Annotated in this window: 16 protein-coding genes and 1 tRNA gene; 7 read left to right on the forward strand and 10 right to left on the reverse strand. The window is 42.1% G+C overall.

Annotated features, from left to right (window positions below):
- The first annotated feature begins 43 nt into the window (after positions 1-43).
- Genes IPH84_02260 through IPH84_02270 form a run of 3 tightly spaced genes read left to right on the forward strand, consistent with a single transcriptional unit; the run spans position 44 to position 4,295 of the window.
- A complete protein-coding gene (locus tag IPH84_02260; GenBank protein ID MBK7172065.1) occupies positions 44-2,821 on the forward strand; it encodes an AAA family ATPase in 2,778 nt (925 codons plus the stop codon).
- A complete protein-coding gene (locus IPH84_02265) occupies positions 2,809-3,054 on the forward strand; it encodes a hypothetical protein (protein MBK7172066.1) in 246 nt (81 codons plus the stop codon). The genes IPH84_02260 and IPH84_02265 overlap by 13 nt, the downstream gene beginning before the upstream one ends.
- 8 nt (positions 3,055-3,062) lie before the next feature.
- On the forward strand, positions 3,063-4,295 hold the full coding sequence (locus IPH84_02270; protein MBK7172067.1) for a hypothetical protein: 1,233 nt from the start codon (positions 3,063-3,065) through the stop codon (positions 4,293-4,295).
- Between the two features lie 17 nt (positions 4,296-4,312).
- Here IPH84_02270 and IPH84_02275 read toward each other — a convergent pair whose 3' ends face one another.
- The 3 genes from IPH84_02275 to IPH84_02285 all read right to left on the reverse strand — a co-directional run bounded on the left by IPH84_02275 (position 4,313) and on the right by IPH84_02285 (position 6,508).
- Positions 4,313-5,191: a fructosamine kinase family protein gene (locus IPH84_02275; protein MBK7172068.1), complete on the reverse strand. Its 879-nt coding sequence runs from the start codon at positions 5,189-5,191 to the stop codon at positions 4,313-4,315.
- A gap of 284 nt (positions 5,192-5,475) precedes the next feature.
- On the reverse strand, positions 5,476-5,904 hold the full coding sequence (locus IPH84_02280) for a hypothetical protein (protein MBK7172069.1): 429 nt from the start codon (positions 5,902-5,904) through the stop codon (positions 5,476-5,478).
- A gap of 34 nt (positions 5,905-5,938) precedes the next feature.
- Positions 5,939-6,508, reverse strand: a complete 570-nt coding sequence (locus IPH84_02285) for a sigma-70 family RNA polymerase sigma factor (GenBank protein MBK7172070.1) — start codon at positions 6,506-6,508, stop codon at positions 5,939-5,941.
- Between the two features lie 145 nt (positions 6,509-6,653).
- Here IPH84_02285 and IPH84_02290 point away from each other — a divergent pair, with 145 nt between their 5' ends.
- Positions 6,654-7,007 carry a hypothetical protein gene (locus IPH84_02290; protein ID MBK7172071.1) on the forward strand — a complete coding sequence of 118 codons (354 nt, stop codon included), beginning with the start codon at positions 6,654-6,656 and terminating at the stop codon, positions 7,005-7,007.
- A 55-nt stretch (positions 7,008-7,062) separates the two neighbouring features.
- Here IPH84_02290 and thpR read toward each other — a convergent pair whose 3' ends face one another.
- Positions 7,063-7,629: an RNA 2',3'-cyclic phosphodiesterase gene (gene thpR, locus IPH84_02295; GenBank protein ID MBK7172072.1), complete on the reverse strand. Its 567-nt coding sequence runs from the start codon at positions 7,627-7,629 to the stop codon at positions 7,063-7,065.
- A gap of 96 nt (positions 7,630-7,725) precedes the next feature.
- Here thpR and IPH84_02300 point away from each other — a divergent pair.
- Both IPH84_02300 and IPH84_02305 read left to right on the forward strand, forming a co-directional pair.
- Positions 7,726-7,799 (forward strand) — tRNA-Ala (locus IPH84_02300).
- A gap of 611 nt (positions 7,800-8,410) precedes the next feature.
- A complete protein-coding gene (locus IPH84_02305; GenBank protein ID MBK7172073.1) occupies positions 8,411-9,100 on the forward strand; it encodes a tetratricopeptide repeat protein in 690 nt (229 codons plus the stop codon).
- A gap of 623 nt (positions 9,101-9,723) precedes the next feature.
- Here IPH84_02305 and IPH84_02310 read toward each other — a convergent pair.
- From IPH84_02310 to IPH84_02335, 6 genes are all read right to left on the reverse strand, one after another.
- On the reverse strand, positions 9,724-10,398 hold the full coding sequence (locus IPH84_02310; protein ID MBK7172074.1) for a G-D-S-L family lipolytic protein: 675 nt from the start codon (positions 10,396-10,398) through the stop codon (positions 9,724-9,726).
- Positions 10,399-10,969: 571 nt separating this feature from the next.
- A complete protein-coding gene (locus IPH84_02315) occupies positions 10,970-12,166 on the reverse strand; it encodes an AGE family epimerase/isomerase (protein MBK7172075.1) in 1,197 nt (398 codons plus the stop codon).
- A gap of 45 nt (positions 12,167-12,211) precedes the next feature.
- Positions 12,212-13,612, reverse strand: a complete 1,401-nt coding sequence (locus tag IPH84_02320; protein ID MBK7172076.1) for an MFS transporter — start codon at positions 13,610-13,612, stop codon at positions 12,212-12,214.
- Positions 13,609-14,787, reverse strand: coding sequence for a glycosidase (locus IPH84_02325; protein MBK7172077.1), 1,179 nt, complete (start codon positions 14,785-14,787; stop codon positions 13,609-13,611). Before IPH84_02325 ends, IPH84_02320 begins: the two co-directional genes overlap by 4 nt.
- Positions 14,788-14,810: 23 nt before the next feature.
- On the reverse strand, positions 14,811-15,917 hold the full coding sequence (locus tag IPH84_02330; protein MBK7172078.1) for a beta-mannosidase: 1,107 nt from the start codon (positions 15,915-15,917) through the stop codon (positions 14,811-14,813).
- 75 nt (positions 15,918-15,992) lie between these two features.
- A complete protein-coding gene (locus tag IPH84_02335; protein MBK7172079.1) occupies positions 15,993-17,288 on the reverse strand; it encodes a cellulase family glycosylhydrolase in 1,296 nt (431 codons plus the stop codon).
- 434 nt (positions 17,289-17,722) lie between these two features.
- On the opposite strand from IPH84_02335, the gene IPH84_02340 reads away from it, so the two are divergent.
- Positions 17,723-18,604 (forward strand): helix-turn-helix domain-containing protein, encoded by an 882-nt coding sequence (locus IPH84_02340; protein MBK7172080.1) that lies wholly within the window; start codon positions 17,723-17,725, stop codon positions 18,602-18,604.
- The last annotated feature ends 17 nt before the right edge of the window (positions 18,605-18,621 follow it).

Here is an 18,621-nt window from a genome sequence, read left to right on the forward strand (position 1 = left end):
GCATATCAAATAGTTATCCCATTTTTATAAATACAACAAGATAATGAGAATCGATCGCTTTTTCCTCTCCAAAGCATTCCCGGATAAAGAAATTCAGCAATCATGGAATGCAGGACATGCTATTAATGAAGCCTCATATGGCAATGGAAGCTGGGCATTGACCGTTGCCTCCGTTAGTGAATATACAGGACAACAATGGAACACTGATGGTGAATTTCCTGTTGAAGAAATAAAAAACGGATGGAATGCGGGGAAGGATGTGACGTTCCTGGGGTATGGCGATGGACGGTGGGTACTGTTCATGTCGGAAAACTCAGGTTATACTGACCAGATCTGGAGAACCAGTTCCCGCTTTCCTGAAAAGGAAATTCAAACAGGGATTAAGGATGGATATTTTGTGACTCAACTGGCCTTTGGTTCTGATAGATGGGGTCTTATCATGTCAAAAGGAAGCAGTTATGATGAGCAGCTATATAACAGTTATAATGAATTTCCGAAAACCGCAATTCAAAAAGGATGGGATTCGGGATATGATATCACCTCTTTAGCTTATGGGAATGGCAAATGGGGCCTTATCCTCACCAAGGGAACTGGTTTTGGTATGCAGCAATGGTACACAAACCCGGAATTCCCTATGAATGATATCAATGATAAAATCAGGGAAGGATATAGCATCAGCACCTTAACATTTGGCAATGATGCATGGGCCCTGGCAATGACAGAAATGGAAGCGGATTCAGAGGAAGAAAGTGAAGAAGAAATTGAATCAGGTGGAGGTAAAGTTGACAAGGTAGCGGTAAATATAAATCCTGAGTCTGAACGATTATCGGCTGTAGGCAGCCAGTTTTTCAATAAAGGGGATTATGATAAGGCGATTGTTCAGTTCAAAAAGGCCATTGACCTGGACCCGAAGAATGTGGATGCACTGGCCGGAATTGCAACTACTTATACATGGAAAGATGATTTTGATACTGCCTTAGTCTATTATGAAAAAGCCTTTGCCCTGGATAAGAACTCCCCTATTCTTGCTTCCAATCTTATAAGCACATATAACTATAAGGAAAATGATGAAAAGGTACTGGAAACAGTAAACCTGGCAACTCCCGGTTGTATCGACCAGATTGAATTTGCTGAAACCTTTAATGCAATCGGTGTTGCATTTTTTAATAAAAATCAGTTCGAAAAAGCCATCCACTATTACAAAAAGGCGATAAAAATTGATCCAAAGAATGAGTGTTACAATGATAACCTGGAGCATGCAGAAGAAAACCTTAAACAGCAACCGGCCCTTCAGTCGGAAACGGTTGCTCAGCCGGCCATTTACCAGGTGCCTGATATAGGTGATGAAGAGTTACTGAACCTGTCGCTGAAGGAATTAAACGGACTAACCGGCCTTGACACGATTAAAAGGGATGTTGAAGACCTGATGAAGTATATCAGGATTGAAAAGCTTCGTCAGCAAAGGGGCCTAAATGTTAACCCGGTAGCACTACATTCTGTTTTCTCAGGCCCCCCGGGAACCGGAAAAACTACTGTAGCCCGATTGCTAGGGAAAATATTCAAAGCCATGGGATTATTGAAGAAGGGGCATGTTGTGGAGGTTGACCGCTCAGGACTGGTAGCTGAATATATTGGGCAGACGGCATTAAAAACGAATAAAATCATTGATACGGCACTTGATGGCATCCTCTTTATTGATGAAGCCTATAGCCTGGCCCCGGAAGAAGATCCGAGGGATTTTGGGAAAGAAGCCATTGAGACATTGTTAAAAAGAATGGAAGATAGCCGGGACCGGTTGATCGTGATTGTTGCTGGATATACCCAGGAAATGAAACGTTTTATTGAAGCAAACCCAGGGTTACAATCCCGTTTTACCCGCTATTTTTTCTTTGAGGATTACAGCCCTCAACAGTTATCTGATATATTCATCGAAATCACCAAATCGCGTGATTTCAGGATTGAACAGGAGGCCATTGATAAACTGCTGCGATACACCGGGTTTCTTTATCAATCAAGGACAAAAAGCTTTGGAAATGCCCGGGTGATGCGGAACCTGTTTGAGGAAGTGGTCAGGTTACAGTCGGGACGATTGGCAATGCTTCCACATATCAGTGATGATGACCTGGTTACATTCACTGAGTCAGATATCACTGAAGCAGTAAAAGATGAGTTTGCAGATGAAAAACAGGAAACCCTTGAGGATGTTCTCAAGGAATTGCAACTACTTACCGGGCTAGGAAATGTAAAGAAAGATGTTTCTACCCTGATCAATTATATAAAAATTGAAAAGATGCGGAGGGAGAAGGGGTTGGGATCCAACTCCATTAGTCTGCATACTGTTTTTTATGGGCCTCCGGGAACCGGAAAAACCACGGTTGCCCGCATGCTTGGACGAATCTTCAAAGCGATGGGTATCCTCTCAAAAGGCCATGTGGTAGAAGTGTCGAGGGCCGATCTTGTTGGACAATATATTGGGCATACAGCACCCAAAACTATGAAAGTGATCGACTCAGCCATTCATGGCATTCTCTTTATTGATGAGGCCTATATGCTCACTCCTGCTGACTCATCCAATGATTTCGGGCAAGAAGCTGTCGACACCCTTCTAAAACGTATGGAAGATGACCGGGACAAGCTCGTAGTGATTGTAGCCGGATATACTGAAGAAATGAATCATTTCCTGGAATCCAACCCCGGCCTCCGATCCAGGTTTAACAGGAATTTTTATTTCAATGACTATGAATCTCTAGAATTGACAGAAATCTTCCTCGGAATGTGTAAGGCAAACCACTTCCAGGTAACCCTGAAGTGCCGGAAATAGTACAGGAATACTTCAGTACCTTATATGAATCAAAGGATCATAGCTTTGGAAATGGCAGAATGGTCAGGAACTATTTTGAGAAAATGATCCAGGTGCATTCCGACAGAATTTCTCTGTTGCCGGAAGTGGATGAGGCTACATTAAACACCTTCGCCCCTGAGGATGCGGAAAAGGCAATGGATAGACCCCTTTCCGGCGGTGGAGGAAAGAAAGCAATCGGATTTAAACACTAAAGCATCGTATGATCAAGTACCTTGAAAACCGGGTCTGGGCTTTAAACGCCCGGATTGTCCAGACAGACGCAGATCCAATAATTATCAATGAACAGATTCAGGGAAAAATTACTTCCGGGCTCTTTTCAGAGGGTGGTATTCAGTTTGCTTACAGTGAAAACCCAATAGGTAACTATTCCTTCAGGCCTATTGAAATAACTATGAAATGCACAGAGGTGGCAATTGCAAAATACCAGGAATTACTGGACAAAAAAGAAATTCCTTTCCTGTTGACCTCCTTCCGCTTCATTATAAACACTTTTGGATTCCTTAATATCCTTCCCATCTTTGAATTCAAGGGTAAGATAGAAGAAGAACAACTTTCAGCTATTGAATCTTTTGGAGATGCTTCAGCAGAAGTATTAGACGGATTATTTGAAGAAATTTCCCGTGTGATTGATATCCTGGATGAAATAGGCATACTGAAAAAATCGGCTTTTTATCATTTTGGTGTTCCATCAGGCATCGAAAAGTACCAGGTCCATACCAAAGACGACAGCTATAACTACCTCGTTCATCAGTTCTATATTAATGATTCCGAACAATTATTGAAAACAGTAACTCATTACCAGGTAGAAGAACAGTCCAACACCTTTGAAAATCATCAGTATTATGCGGTATTCCCTATTTATTTCTGGGAACTGAAACAGCGGGTAGATGATGAAGAGTTGGTCAGATTAACTTCCATCGACAGCTATATGATCTGTGAAACCGTTGCGATTAATAACTCCCTTCATGTTTACAATTCCTTCCTGGATTGTTTGAATCAAAACCTGGAAATTGACTCCAACCATCTTCGGAATATTTTCAATTATAACACCTGGCAAATTCAGAACCTTCGACTGTTCAATCCCAATTTCACCTTGCACCAGTTCCGTTTCATGAAGACTTATCGCAAGAATTCAGATATTGAATCAAAATATGAATTATACAAGGATGCTGAGAAATCCCTATCCTTTGCCATAGAAGGAATGGAGGTATCCCGAACCCAGCAATCGGAACGGGTCATGCAATTCATTCTTGCCCTGTTTACGGCACTAACCCTATATTCAGTTATTACAGATGTTTATGCGCTTATCACATCGAGTGTGGATTCGGTACCTTTTTCCCTTCACTCTATGCAAAGTATCATTTTTATCCTCGAAACCCTGGTGATTATCTCCTTTATCCTGTTTTTCAGAAAAATCAGCAGGAAGTTATAATTGTCCCTTGCCGGATATTAATAATAAGCCATGATTCTTTCAACATCCGAAATATATCCTCCTCCGAAAAGGTTTACATGAACCAATAAGGGGTAAAGATTGAAAATATCTATTCGTTTCTCCCAGCCTTTTTCCAGGGGAAATTCTGCATGATAGGCTGAATAAAATTCTTCAGAAAATCCCCCGAAAAGACGGGTCATTGCAAGGTCAACTTCCCTATGTCCAAAATATACGGCCGGATCGATCAGGCATGGGTTACCGGTTTCATCCACCAGGAAATTCCCATTCCATAAATCGCCATGTAACAGGGCTGGTTTTTCCAATGGTAACAATTCAGGCAATAATGAGTAAAAAGACTCAAATTTCCTGACCAGTGCCGAACTTGTTTTCTTTTGATCAAGGGCAAGTTTCAACAATGGTTCCAGTCGTTCCAGGATGAAAAACTCATTCCAATCCGGGTGTTCATGATTGCTTTGAGACAAAGATCCGATGTAATTATCCTGCTCCCATCCAAACATTTCCCCTGGCTGCTTGTGTAGTTTAGCCAATGCCCTGCCAAATGTATCCCAGAAATGCTTTCCCTTGTTTTCTGTCCGGATAAACTCCAGCAAAAGATAGGTATACGGTCCGGCCTCAGCATTATTCACAACCCCTGGAATCCGTATGCTTCCGCCTTCGGATAGTTTTATTAACCCGGCAGCCTCGGAGGCAAACATTCCAGGATATTTTTCTGCCTGGTTGTACTTTAAAAAATAAAAGCCAAAAGAGGTCTCAATTCGAAATGATTCATTGATGCATCCGCCTCCAAGGGAGGTGACAGAAGTAATACTTACCGGCCTATGATGAAGACTTGTAAGATACTCAACCAAATGCCGCTCAATGTTGGAAGGTAACATCGTATTCTAATAATAACGTGATTTCAATACAATTTGGCATTAAACTTATTTTAAATGAATGACTTGCTGTCTCCTTTGTGATACTTTGTGACTTTGTGGCTTTGTGTCAGAAAAATTTGACACGAAGGAACAAATACACAAAGGAACACAAAGATAATCAGTCCAAAGATTGCAGGAATCAACAATATTATGTACTCACATTATCATAGTAATATTGGCAAAGAACCATGCATCTGAAGAGATACAGGAATTAAGGCAGGGCAAAGAAGATGGAAGAAATTAGGTTAAGCCTGGCTCGTTTTATGAGTTGGTCTTTTAAAAGCCTGATCCAAAGCTACCAGGAGGAGCAGGGCAACTGATACCGGCAAGAGATACATCATTTTGCCCATGCTACCCAACCTGCTCAGGGCCTCACCCAACCAAACGGATGTCATTCTGAAGCCTTCTGCTGCATAGTATAATATAAATTGTGCGGGAGTAAATTCAATCCCAAACCAACTCCAAACCGGGAAAAACAATAATCCTACTGCAACGGTGAATGCAAAAACAAGAATCATCCACTGATAACGGAACATCCAGCCTTTAGCAGGTTCAGGTGCCGTTTCAATTCGTTCCATGAGCCTTGATGTGAAATCAAGGGAAGGAGTTTCTAGCTTTGAATGGCGGAGCAATTTGCGGATCGCTTCATCATGCTGTAAATCCTTAGTTTTCATCTGAGTCGTTTTAGTAGTTTACAAAAATACAGTTTTATACCATAGCAGCCTTCATCATCATTCCCTGCAGTTCATCATAGAGCTTTTTCCTGATCCTGTGCAATTTCACCTTTACATTTGAAACGCTCAACCCGGTAATATGACTGATGTCATCTATTGAATTCTCCTCCATATAGAACAAGGTAACCAAAGCACTTTCATCGGGTGGTAAGCGATCAATGGCCTGATTTACCAGTTTTGTCTGCAAATCACCATCTACCCTTTCCAGGTCTTCCAGTATGTCGTCTTCTGTTGTATCACTCATCACCCTGTCATCAATCTGTGTAAACTCCTGCTGTTTCTTGCGGGTATGTGAGATGGCTGCATTATAGACAATCCTGTAGAGCCATGTGCTGAATTTTGAATCCCCTTTAAAAGAACGTAATGATTGGTATGCTTTCATAAAGGCATCCTGTGCAATTTCTTCTGCATCCTCTCTATGCCTCACTATTTTCAGGGCGATATTAAATGCCAGATCTTTATGTTTGTCGACCAGAACGGCGAATGCTGCGGTGTTTCCCGCAAGCACTCTCTGCACATGGTAGATATCGTCCTGTTCTTTCATGTGGGGGTTTGACGCAATCTGTTGATTAAGGTTACAACTAAGGTACGAATATGTGAAAGCAGAGTCAACAATCTTTGTAACCTGACAGAAAAGCTTGCGTCAAAGATTTCACAAAATGAAACTTACAATCTTAATACTTCTCAATATGAATGCAGAAATATTAGTGCCCATTTCAGCTTTTGCCATGATTCTTGGGATCATCTATCTTTCCTACCGCAAAAAGGAAAGAATGGCTTTAATCCAAAGTGGAAAGGATTCCTCCATCTTCGGACAGGATAAGCAATGCTATTCTACCTTAAAGTGGGGATTACTGCTTTTCGGAGTAGGTCTAGGACTTCTGATTGCTGAAGGCCTCGCCAAATATGATGTGCTGAGTCCTGAAGTTGCCTATTTCTCCATGGCTTTCATTTTTGGGGGAGCAGCATTAATAGTTGACTTCCTTATTGAAAAAGCAAGGATTCAGAATCTGCCTGAAAATCATGTGAAAAAGGAAGAATAAAACTCATTCAGGAGATTCTGCAAATTTGAATTCAGTCCGTATGTTCCTAATGATGTCAGAGACTTGCCTGTAGTTGAAAGGTAGCAATCTTAAGATAAAGTGGCCCTTCTTTCCTAAGGATGCTTTCATAGAGATGGATTTCATTAATGGCTTGTTCCTGGATGAATCGGTTCCTGTACTTCTGAATTTCCTCCTGGAATAAATCTTTATCCTTTAGTTCCTTTATTCTGCCAATGGTGAGATGCGGAACAAAATTCTGCCGGTCTTTTTCCCAGCCTGCCTTTTCCAGTGCATCCAGTACTTGTCCGGCCGTATTCTGCAATGCTTCATTAATGTCGATTCCGAACCAAATGACCCGCGGATCATACCGGCTGCCAAAAATCCCTGCTTTATTAATTTTTATCACCGTAGATTCCGACCTGGAAACCGCTAATTGAAGCGCCTCTTTTATACCCGGGATACGTTTTTCATCGGTTTCACCAAAAAATTTCAGGGTGAGGTGTATGTTTTCCGGTTCCACCCATTTGATACGTTCATGGCGTAGCCCGGACCTGATTTGGTTGAAGACTTCCATAAATTCGGCATTGGGTGAAATTTTGATGGCTGCAAATAATCGTTTCATAGTAAATTGTTGTGATGGCCAAAATTACGATAGAGTAAACATAAAAAATGTGTGGGTTTATTTGTAAAAAAAGTTTTACATTTGCCACCTCTTACCGGGGCGTTAGCTCAGTTGGCTAGAGTGTTAGACTGGCAGTCTAAAGGTCATGGGTTCGACTCCCATACGCTCCACGGAATCTAAAGCAGCTTTGACGTTCGTCATGGCTGCTTTTTTTGTGTTCCACAAAATGCACACCCAAAAATGGTTTTGAAAAAACATACTAAAATAATTACTGTGGAAAAATAAAATACCCTTCGATTTGTACCCATGAAATGATTGAATTGTAAAATAATCACGATCATTTAAAAATTTTCCAGGCTATATATTTTCCTGGTTTAAGGGAGGATGAATGATCTGAGATACCCTTTGTTTTTCAATATTAAAGTCTGATTTTCTGATATATAAGACAACTTTTATAGGTTTTGCTTATTGACAATTTGTCTGTATTATAACACCCATTGAGCTTTCTTCCGAACTCATGACATCGGTAAACATGGTATTACCTTTTTTGAAAAAACGGATAATATGCGTTATGTCAATCATTGAAGAATGAGAATGGCATATGGAAAAGAACTATTAACTCGTGGACTGCCACACTTTTAGAAAGAAAAATTAAAGTTCAATAAGTGTAAACTAAAACAAGCTGAATGAGAAATTCAAGAGATGCCCCAGCTATATAGCTGTAAAGAAACTGCCAGAGATAAAAAAGGCAGTATTTCAATGATTAAGTAAAACTAAAAACATGAAAAACAACCTCAAATTATCAAACGGTGTGGAGCTATCCCTTACGGATGAATTGAAGCTTTCACGCAGCATTGATAACGCCCTTAAGCAGGACGATATCATTGATTTGAGGATGAAACTGCTGGCCGTTTACAATGAAAATAAGAAGGCACAGCCTGAGGTTCCAGTAATACGACTGTTTGTGAAAAAGTTCTGGTATGCAGCAGCATCCCTGATTTTACTGGCAGCCATCGGGTCCACCTTATTCTTCAATATGCAGGGTAGTTCCCCAAATGAACAGTTGTTCAAGGAATACTACAGCACGGAGAATCTTATCAATGTAACACGTTCAGGTGATGCCAATATCGTGGAAGCCGTTATGAAGTTCCAGGAAGGCGATTACACCACTGCAGAACAATTATTCAGGCAAATTCTTGATGCAGAACCTGCAAATTACAGCAGCTGGTTCTACTATGGAATCTCCTGCATGGAGACTGGTCATTATGATCTTGCTGAAAATGCTTTCAGCACTATTATAACCGAAGAACAGAATCTTTATGTAGAGCATGCCGAATGGTACCTCGGACTGAGTGCTTTGAAGAGCAACCAGACTGACAGGGCTAAAGAGCAATTGCAAAAGATCGCTCAGAATCCTGACAATATCCATTCAAGAGATGCCAGGAAATTGCTTGCAGAACTTGGTAAGTAGCAGTTTTATCTTAAATTTTAATCCCGGTTCATGAGAAATCAAATGAACCGGGATTTTTTATTTATGTCGGATGTCGATGTTGGATGTCGGATGTCGGATGTCGGATGTTGGATGATGTCGGATGTTGGATGTCGGATGTTGGATGTCGGATGTTGGATGTTAATGCCTAATTAAGGTTGACTTTTTTCACTATTAAACAGAATTATTTGGTCAGAAGGGCGTGCGATGTTGGATGTCGGATGTTGGATGTCGGATGTTGGATGTTAATGCCTATCACACCTCCTTCGGCTAAGCTCAGGAACATGTACATTTATCCCCTCAACTCCAAGCCATAGGCTCCCCTTCGTGGCATCCCCTCTCTCTCCCCCTCTCCTCTCCCCTCTCTCGCCCCTCTCTCGCCCTCTCCAATTCAGTGGCATCCCCTCATCCCTCTCATCCGCCCTCTCCCCCTCTCCCCCTCCCCTCTCTCCTCTTCTCGCCCTCTCCCCTTCTCGCCCTCTCCAATTCTGGCATCCCCTCCCTCGCCCTCTCCCCTCCCCCTCTCCCCTCTCCCTCTCCCCATTCCTCTCCCCATCTCACCCTCTCCCCATCTCGCCTCAACCCGGCACTTCACCACGTCAACACTACTTTAGAATCATTTCCATCAGACTGTCGCACACCAGTTGATTTCCTTTTTCATTCAGATGCACCCCATCAGTCGTAAGAATTCCCTTATTGAGGTTTTCGGGGTTATGTTTCAGGGAATATTCATGAAAGATTGTCCTGAAATCGCAAAGTTGACACTGGTGTTTTTCCGCAAGGGACCGAATGATTTTTGAATATTGATTCAGATCACCATCCTGTGTATTGGAGAAATCGTTGCGCTCACCAATACTTGCAGGGGTACAGAGAATGATCTCAATCTTCTTTTCTTCCAGTTTTTTAATAATGGCTTCATAGAATTTCTCAAACTTATCAATATCGGTCCCGGTTCCCATTGATGACTTGTGCCAGACATCATTAACACCAACCCATATCACCACTTTATCCGGAGATTTGGATAATACATCCTCCTCCAGCCTCAGGTAAAGGTCATATACTTTATTGCCCCCAATTCCGGCACCTTTCAACTCAAAGGCATCAGACTTTCCTTTTGCAACAAGGGCTTGATTCATCCGATCGATGTATCCCCCCGGGTCAACACCCATTTGAGTGATAGAATCACCGAAGAAGATTATTTTAACCGGTTTATCCATGGTGAAGGCAAACATGATAAAAAGCAGGGATATCCACCCAATGGGTTTTAAAAGAGATTTCATGGAAATGTGGATTAGGACTCAATTAGTGATTATTGGCTCAAAATTAACAATTGATCAGGATTATAAACTATTCAGGGTTTTCAAAAAGCCAAATTAATGTTTTGTGCTGAGGAGAACAGTTAATTGCTTTTAGATTGTATTTTTGATTGACTGAATGAGGCGTTGGAATTGTGAGTTGATGTAATAAATTATTTAGGCCAATATCAAAAACCTAAAAACACAAATTAAGAGATATAAGAATATTTAAAAAACTGAATTTGATCCGATGACGTTTTGAAAATTTCAAATGACAATTACAAACAAGAGAACTCAACACTTGAATAAAACTGCTATCGTGCTTGGATGGGGCATAGACTTGAACTCGCTGAATATTGAATTTATAAGAAAAAATAAAGACAAATTTTAACTCAATGGAAAGAAGGGCAGCCCATAACAGCACCTACCCGCCACCAGGCTTTCGCTCGTGCTTCTCTTGAAAACTATTACTAAATTCGTGTTCTGTGCTTCTTGGGAAGCTAGTTGAATAAAAGCCTGGCAGCATGTAGCCCGGGAACGTTTCCACCACCTCCCCCTACCCCATCCTTTTTATCACCTCCAAACACATCCTTGAATTATGATAAGGACACTTCCAGAAACCGGCCTTATCCTCTTCACGATTCACTGTGCCATCCGAACGGATACTCCAGTGCCATTCACCGTTTGATGGATCCACGAGCCTGTATTGGATGAATTGGAAACACTTTTCGGCTTTATCAAGATACCTGCTATCATTTGTCAATTCCCATGCATTCAGGAATCCTACCACTGCTTCCGACTGTGGCCACCAATGCCTGTCAGCATCCAGGTGCCCGGTTTGGTTATTTCTTTCATAAATGAGACTTCCTTCTTCTGTTAATCCTTCCGTTACTGCCTCCGCTACAAGCAGACTAACTTTCCTTACCTCCACCAGCAGTTTGGGATCGTTTAGCACCACGGCAGCTTCATACAACAACCATGAACACTCAATATCATGGCCATAGGAGGTAATATCCAGCTTTGATTCCCAGTTTTCATTAAAAAAGAGAATTAAATGCCCGGTTTGGGGATTGATAAAGCGATCGAGAAATAGCCTGATAAGGTTGTGCAGCCTCTTTTCCAGCAAAGGATCCTTCCACACCCTGAAAAGATTGGTATATGCTTCCAGGATATGCAGGTGTGTATTCATGGTCTTCTTCTCATTGGCATCTTTATCACTAAGCCGGAGATCATCCAGTATCTTCCATTGCCTGTCGAAGGCTTCCAGGTACCCGTTATACTGTTCATCGAAACTGTATTTTTCAACCAGGTGGAAGAGCTTCCTGGCTTGTTCAAGGGGTTCCGGTTTACCACAAGCAAGGTGGTATTCGGTTAGGGCATAGATGAAAAAAGCCTGGGAATACACCTGCTTTTTAGTGTCCAGGGGTTCTCCAAGATGACCCAGGCTCCAGTAGGTACCGCCCTCCAGTTTATCGATGAAATGTTCGGTTATATAATCAGCGGACCTCCTGGCCATCTCCAGGTATTGCTGATCTTTCAACAAGTTATAAGCTGCTGAAAAGGTCCAGAGTATGCGGGCATTCAGGATTCCCCCCTTGGGAGCGTCGGGGATGATGCGATTCCGGCCATCCATTCGTCCAAAGAATCCACCTTTTTCATGATCAACCATGAAGTTCATCCAGAATGGCAGGATGTGCCCTGTGAGTTCATCAAAGGCCTTTTCCCTGAGGATTATTGCTCTCTTCTCATTCATCTTTCAAAGATAATCCATTGCTATTTCAAAGGATCGGTTCCGCTTTTATGCAATCTCCGCTTTTGCCCGCCGTAAAGCGAGTTCGTTACTGATTACGGCCATCTTTTTTTCATTGAGGGGGTAAAACGCAATAAAGGCTACAGAAAGGACGGTTCCTATAGCAGGAAGGAAACTCAGCATTAAACGGATACCGGTCAGGGCATTTTCTGATTGTTCAATATTGGCTTTGAATCCGTAATACCCCAGTAGCCACCCTGTGAGGGCGCCACCCAGGGTCCAGCCGAATTTCTGTGACATGGAAGAGGATGAAAATATCAATCCTGTAGCCCTGCGGCCTGTACTCCATTCGGAATAGTCGGTAATATCGGCATACATCGACCAAAGCAAGGGGAAAATGCTCCCGGCACACATACTGATCAGGCATTGAATCACCATCATCATGGCGATGTTTCCCTGTCCGACGGTATAAAAAGCCAGGCTAAATATGGTGGCAAATATCATGGCCCACAAATAGGTTGTTTTCTTGCCAAAGCGGTTGGAGAGCGGGGAAACAATAATAATACCGACAATGTTGAATACCTGTCCGAGTACCAGGTACAAGGTCGTCAGGGTCAAAGAAACACTGATCAGCGGCATTTGAACGGTATTTTGTTCCAGCACATAATATTTGAAATAATAAACTGCGGCACCATCGCGGATTGAATTGAAAATGAGCGCTGCAATGCCTGATCCAAGCAATATCCACCAGGGTCGGTTATGTAACAGGTCCCTGATATCTTGTTTCAGGGAATCGTTTTTGGCATCAATAGGTTTCACCCGTTCCCTGGTAAGCCAGAAGCAGCCCAGGAAGAAAATAACGCAAAGGGCTGCTATCACCATCACTCCAAAGGTCCAGCCCGTTTGAATATTACCGTTGGCATTGGATGTAAAATATCTCACCAATGGGTCGATCAGGATAAGGGCAATGAAACTGCCGATAAAAGCGAATACCATCCTATAGGAAGAAAGTACATTTCGTTCCCTGCTATCCGGCGACATCACTCCAAGCAGGGAGGCATAAGGGACATTGATCATGGAATAAACCATCATCATCAATGAGTAGGTGATATAGGCATAGATAAGTTTCCCGGTTACTGAAAAATCCGGGGTAATAAACATCAGGGTGCCTATGAGTCCAAAAGGGAAAGCAAACCAAAGAAGATACGGGCGGAATTTCCCCCATTTTGATTTTGTCCTGTCGCCCATCACGCCTACCACCGGATCGAAAACGGTATCCCATATCCGGGTGATCAGGAACATGGTTCCAACCGCAGCTGCCGGAAGGCCGGCTACATCTGTATAGAAAAACAGGAGATACATCCCGAAAATCTTCCAGAACATGGATGAGGCGAGATCCCCAAAACCGTATCCAATCTTTTCCTTCAGTTTCAGCTTATCTGTTATCATTTCCCAAGATATGACCTGTTATGTTCAACCATTTCCTTCACTGTATTCATGGATGTAGCAGAGCGATATCCGTCTGTCCGGCTATTCAGGCAATAGTCGGTGAGCCGGTTAATGGCAGAAACGGCTACATGAAGCCGTGTATCGGAAGAGGCGTAATAAATATAGACAGTTCCATCCTCATCCGCGATCCAGCCGTTTGAAAAGAGCACATTTGACACATCTCCAACCCGTTCATCACCTTCGGGGGCAAGGAAATATCCTCCCGGCTGGGCAATGATCCTGTCGGGTTCTTCGAGAGAGGTCATGAACATATATAACACATATCGAAGTCCTGCAGCACAGCCTCTTACACCATGGGCAAGATGAAGCCAGCCGTTGGCGGTTTTTATGGGAGCCGGGCCCAATCCATTTTTCAATTCCTTAATGGTATGGTATTTCCGGTGATCAATAACCTTTTCCTGATTGATTTGTGCATTGGTGATATCGTCAATAAGTGCCCAGCCAATAGCTCCACCGGCTCCGGCTTCAATAAAACCATCCTGGGGACGGGTGTACAATGCATACTTGCCATTCACAAATTCAGGATGCAGTACCACATTTCTTTGCTGATGGGCAGATTTCAAATCAGGAAGCCGCTCCCAGGATTCCAGGTCGTGGCTCCTGATGATTCCTGCGGAGGCTTTCGCTGAAAATTCGTCACCAGCCGGGGCGGAAGGGTCTTTTCTTTCAGAACAAAAGACTCCGTAAATCCACCCGTCTTCATGCGCCGTGAGCCTGATGTCGTAAACATTTGTTTCCGGATTATCGGATTCTGGTAAAATGAGCGGCAGTTCCCTGAATCTGAAATTATCGATACCATTTTCACTTTCGGCAACAGCAAAGAAGGATTTCCTGTCACTTCCTTCTACACGGGCAACAAGCACATATTTATTCCTGAATTTGATAGCACCGGCATTAAAAACAGCATTAATTCCGAAGCGTTCCAGGAAATTCGGATTTGTGGTGGGATCGAAATCGTACCGCCAAATCAGTGGAGCATGCGCTGCTGTGAGGATGGGATTTTCACATCGGTTAAAAATTCCATTACCGGGTTCAATAATTTTGTTTTTCCTGCTAAGGAGTGATTCCTGTAGTTCTGACAGAATCAATACCCTTTCCTGGTAATCTTTATTCATTGGATTCTTTTAAGTTCATCTTTTCAATTCAGGTCTTTTCGGAAGAGCGTCTCCGGAAAAGAATATAATTTGAGGAAGTCCTTTTCACTGGGGTGTCCGGGATAGGGCATATAATAGTGATTCGGACGGTTGGCAGCATTTCTCCAGAAAAGTACATAAGAGAGTCTGAAATCCTTAATGGTGGGCCAAAGTACGTTGGTCCACCACAAAGAATCAGGAATCTGCTCATAACCCATTTCTGTGATGGCCGGGATTTTACCTGTTTTACGAGCTGCTTCTTCAAGGAAACTAAGCTTCTGCTTTACCAGGGCCATAAATTCATCATTTTTCATTTTCGGAGATTGATAGAAATCAAATCCGATCATATCTACATAATTATTCCCCGGGTAACGGTCGAGAAACCCTTCGCAACTATTGAAATTATCCGCATTGGAATAGACGGTAATGATATTATGTACCTCTTTAATTTGAAGGAGGTAATTGATGGTAAAGATGTAGAGTTGTTTGAATTCGTCTGAAGAGCAGTGGGCTTTCCCCCACCAGAACCAGTCTCCTTCAAGTTCATGAAAGGGCCTGAATAATACGGGGATAGGCTTACCATTCTCATCCGTCAGGCTTTTTAAAAACGATGCAAGTTTATCAAGCCATTCAGTATAGAGGATATTTTTAGCATTTCCCGGAAGGATACTTTTTACTGCCCCGGGATCGGATATATCCCAGGAGCTCCCCCCTGTTAAAGGGTTATTGCAATGCCAGCTATACTGGTTGATGCCACCCATGTTATGCACTGTAAGGGCAAACTCCTGCATCTGAAGAAATGAAACAGAATCCAGGTTATACGCTGATCCGGTTTCGATATGACCCAGGTCCCAACCGAAAACTGCAGGATAATCACCAAGAATCCTGAACACATCTGATTGTCCGGAAGGGTATTTCCAACCTATTCCATAAGCCAGGTCATCCTGGTGGCCAAACATGATGCCTTTTTGGGTAGTTGATATTAATTTCTTATAAAGCTGTTGAGTTTCAGTTGTAGCTTTTTTATCTGCCAATGTATTTACACCCTGAGCCTGGAGGAAACCTGAATAAAGCAGGACACTGGAAAGGATAAAACATAGCATTATTTTCATGGAATTGGCTTTAAATGATGACCAGGCTTCTGGAAGGTTTCAAAAATTGAGTGATAAAAGAAAGAATCGGAATGGTTATTTGACCTTTTTTAATACTTCCGATATTTTCTGATTGAATACATTGATCAATGGTATCGTGGAATCAGTATTGAAGACAGAGTTTAGGCCCTGTTCCTCATTAGGAGGATCACCTACATAATCATCATTAGGTTGCCAGTAAAGGTTTGAGGGGCGGCCTTCTCCACCCATTCCCCAGAAATTGCATCCGGCTAAAACATCCTTGGTTTTAGCATGTTCCACCACCTGCATGAAGGCATTTCTATAATATTCGTCACGAGCATTTGTTGTTTCACTTAACTGGTAACCATGAAAATCCCTGGGAAGGCCAAATTCTTCCAGGACAATAGGTTTGTTCAGTTTTCGTGCCACCTTTATGTGTCGTTGCATGTATTGATTTGTGCTATCGATGCTCAATTGCAGGGTGCCGCTGATATTTTTAATATCGAGCCAGCTCCAGTTTTTAGGCCAGATATGCATGGTGAGGTAATCGACATTAGGATCCGCATGGATTTGTTCAAAATATTCGAGTGATTTTTCGCAGCCATGCTGGCCCTCTGTACCTGTGGTAACAAGGTGGTTTGGATCCAGTTGTTTGATATATGCTGCTACATCACTGATCCATGCCTTGAGTGCAGGAAGATTTTCAGTAGAAAAAGCCCGTGGCTCATTACCGATTTCCCAGGTCATGATTGCCGGGTCATTTATGTACTTAAGTCCGCTGTAACGATTCGTCCTGCTGAGGATAAAAGTGATGAAATCCTTGTATTGCTTCTTGCAGTTCTCACAATTCATAAACTGTCCGGAGAATTGCATAAACTCCTGCCAGGTATTGGGTTTTACCATTGGATAGGGGATTTTTCCGTACCCGTTCCAATTGAGGTATTGAGCAAATCCTCCTGACCAGTCCCAACTGTTGTTTAGGAAAAGAATGGCTTTCATTTCACGTTTTCCTAACTCAGCCATCAGATAATCCAGTCCATCAAGCATATCTTCATTATACACTCCCGGTGAGATTTGTAAAACCGGGGTAACGCGGAAAGGCTCGCCAGCGGGGCCTTCTGCACCTACCTGAATCCTCAGGTTATCAATTCCGCATTGCTTCATGAAATCAAGTTCCCTTTCCAGGCGTGGCCGGTCGCCGGTAGGAGAAGCCAGGATCGTTCCGTACCAGTAGTTTGCCCCTATATAGTAATAGGGCTTCCCTTCCAGTTGAAATGTATGGTCATTGATGCTGATGAATGAATGATCCTGGGCTTTCAGCGAAAGAATGGAGAAAAGAAGTAATCCGGTTATCAAAAGCCATTTCATCATAAATACAAGGTTAAGCAATAACTTTGTCAATAATGCTGACCCAATTATTACTCTTGGACCAGGTTTTATTCATTCCAGGAAAATCCGAAATAATTCAACAGATTCCTTAGGGGAATCGTAATATGATTCAAAGGTAGGCAGAAGGATGATTTTTCAATTATATCATTTTTTTAAATCATGGTATTATAATGACCTCTTTAAAGTCTGATGAGAAATGTATTATTATACTCATTATTAATACTATTTTATCTTCTTTATTAAAATAATATCAATCTTTGAAAAGTCATTATTTTTTACTGGTTGATTATTAGTGTGTTATGCAGTTACTTTATTAATACAATATTAACAGAATCATATATTAACAGTGATATTAGTTTTGCATATACTATATTTGAGTCTGTTTTCGTCAGTTATTAACCCTAAATGATAGCATCATGCGCGACAACATTCTCAGGGAAATAACGCCTCTTACTCAGGGGGATTGTTTTACTATGTTCACCCGAAAGAAAGCTGCCTTTGATTTTCCCTTGCATTATCATGAAGATATAGAATTGAATCTTATTCTCAATGGAGCCGGTGCAAAACGATTGATCGGGGATCATATGGAAGAGATAGGGGATTATGAACTTGTGATGATTGGCCCTAATCTTCAGCATGCGTGGTTTGGGGAAGGATTTAAGGAGAATCAGATTACAGAAGTTACTCTTCAGTTTCACAAGGACTTCCTGGATGAGAAATTCCTTTATCGGAATCAACTTAGATTCATAAGGATCATGATTGAAAAGTCAAGCCGTGGTATCTTATTCTCAAATCATACTACAAAGCTATTGGCTCCAAGAATAATGGACCTGGGTAAAAAGCAGGGCTTTGATTCCGTCCTGGAATTATTGTCGATTCTGCACGACCTTTCTGTTTCCCGAAATTACCGGTTACTATCTGACATGTCCTTTAATAATACTGAAAAGCTTTCTTTTAATAGTCGGCGCATTGATAAGGTAATGACCTATTCGAGACTGAATTTCCAGAAACAGATTTCATTATCAGAGGTGGCCCGGATAACGAATATGACAGAATCGGCATTTAGTCGGTTCTTCAAACTCAGAACGGGAATGACATTCATTGACAGCCTGATTGAGATTCGGCTGGGTCATGCTTCACGAAGCCTTATTGAAACAACGGAATCCATTTCCGAAATCGCCTATAATTGTGGCTTTAATAACATATCCAATTTCAACAGGATCTTCAAAAAGAAGAAGGGTTGTACGCCTAAAGAATTAAGGGAAAGCTACGATCAGGGGAGCAGGGTGTTCGTTTAATAAATGGGTTGAGTGGA

It is taken from the genome of Bacteroidales bacterium, from assembly GCA_016707785.1.
In the GTDB taxonomy this organism is placed as follows: Bacteria; Bacteroidota; Bacteroidia; order Bacteroidales; family UBA4417; genus UBA4417.

Excerpts from the sequence above, each read along its gene's own strand:
- thpR (MBK7172072.1), bottom strand. The coding sequence starts at position 7,629 with ATGAAACGATTATTTGCAGCCATCAAAATTTCACCCAATGCCGAATTT.
- IPH84_02260 (MBK7172065.1), top strand. The coding sequence starts at position 44 with ATGAGAATCGATCGCTTTTTCCTCTCCAAAGCATTCCCGGATAAAGAA.
- IPH84_02310 (MBK7172074.1), bottom strand. The coding sequence starts at position 10,398 with ATGAAATCTCTTTTAAAACCCATTGGGTGGATATCCCTGCTTTTTATC.
- IPH84_02270 (MBK7172067.1), top strand. The coding sequence starts at position 3,063 with ATGATCAAGTACCTTGAAAACCGGGTCTGGGCTTTAAACGCCCGGATT.
- IPH84_02330 (MBK7172078.1), bottom strand. The coding sequence starts at position 15,917 with ATGAAAATAATGCTATGTTTTATCCTTTCCAGTGTCCTGCTTTATTCA.
- IPH84_02305 (MBK7172073.1), top strand. The coding sequence starts at position 8,411 with ATGAAAAACAACCTCAAATTATCAAACGGTGTGGAGCTATCCCTTACG.
- IPH84_02340 (MBK7172080.1), top strand. The coding sequence starts at position 17,723 with ATGCGCGACAACATTCTCAGGGAAATAACGCCTCTTACTCAGGGGGAT.
- IPH84_02335 (MBK7172079.1), bottom strand. The coding sequence starts at position 17,288 with ATGATGAAATGGCTTTTGATAACCGGATTACTTCTTTTCTCCATTCTT.
- IPH84_02325 (MBK7172077.1), bottom strand. The coding sequence starts at position 14,787 with ATGAATAAAGATTACCAGGAAAGGGTATTGATTCTGTCAGAACTACAG.
- IPH84_02320 (MBK7172076.1), bottom strand. The coding sequence starts at position 13,612 with ATGATAACAGATAAGCTGAAACTGAAGGAAAAGATTGGATACGGTTTT.
- IPH84_02315 (MBK7172075.1), bottom strand. The coding sequence starts at position 12,166 with ATGAATGAGAAGAGAGCAATAATCCTCAGGGAAAAGGCCTTTGATGAA.
- IPH84_02275 (MBK7172068.1), bottom strand. The coding sequence starts at position 5,191 with ATGTTACCTTCCAACATTGAGCGGCATTTGGTTGAGTATCTTACAAGT.
- IPH84_02280 (MBK7172069.1), bottom strand. The coding sequence starts at position 5,904 with ATGAAAACTAAGGATTTACAGCATGATGAAGCGATCCGCAAATTGCTC.
- IPH84_02285 (MBK7172070.1), bottom strand. The coding sequence starts at position 6,508 with ATGAAAGAACAGGACGATATCTACCATGTGCAGAGAGTGCTTGCGGGA.
- IPH84_02290 (MBK7172071.1), top strand. The coding sequence starts at position 6,654 with ATGAATGCAGAAATATTAGTGCCCATTTCAGCTTTTGCCATGATTCTT.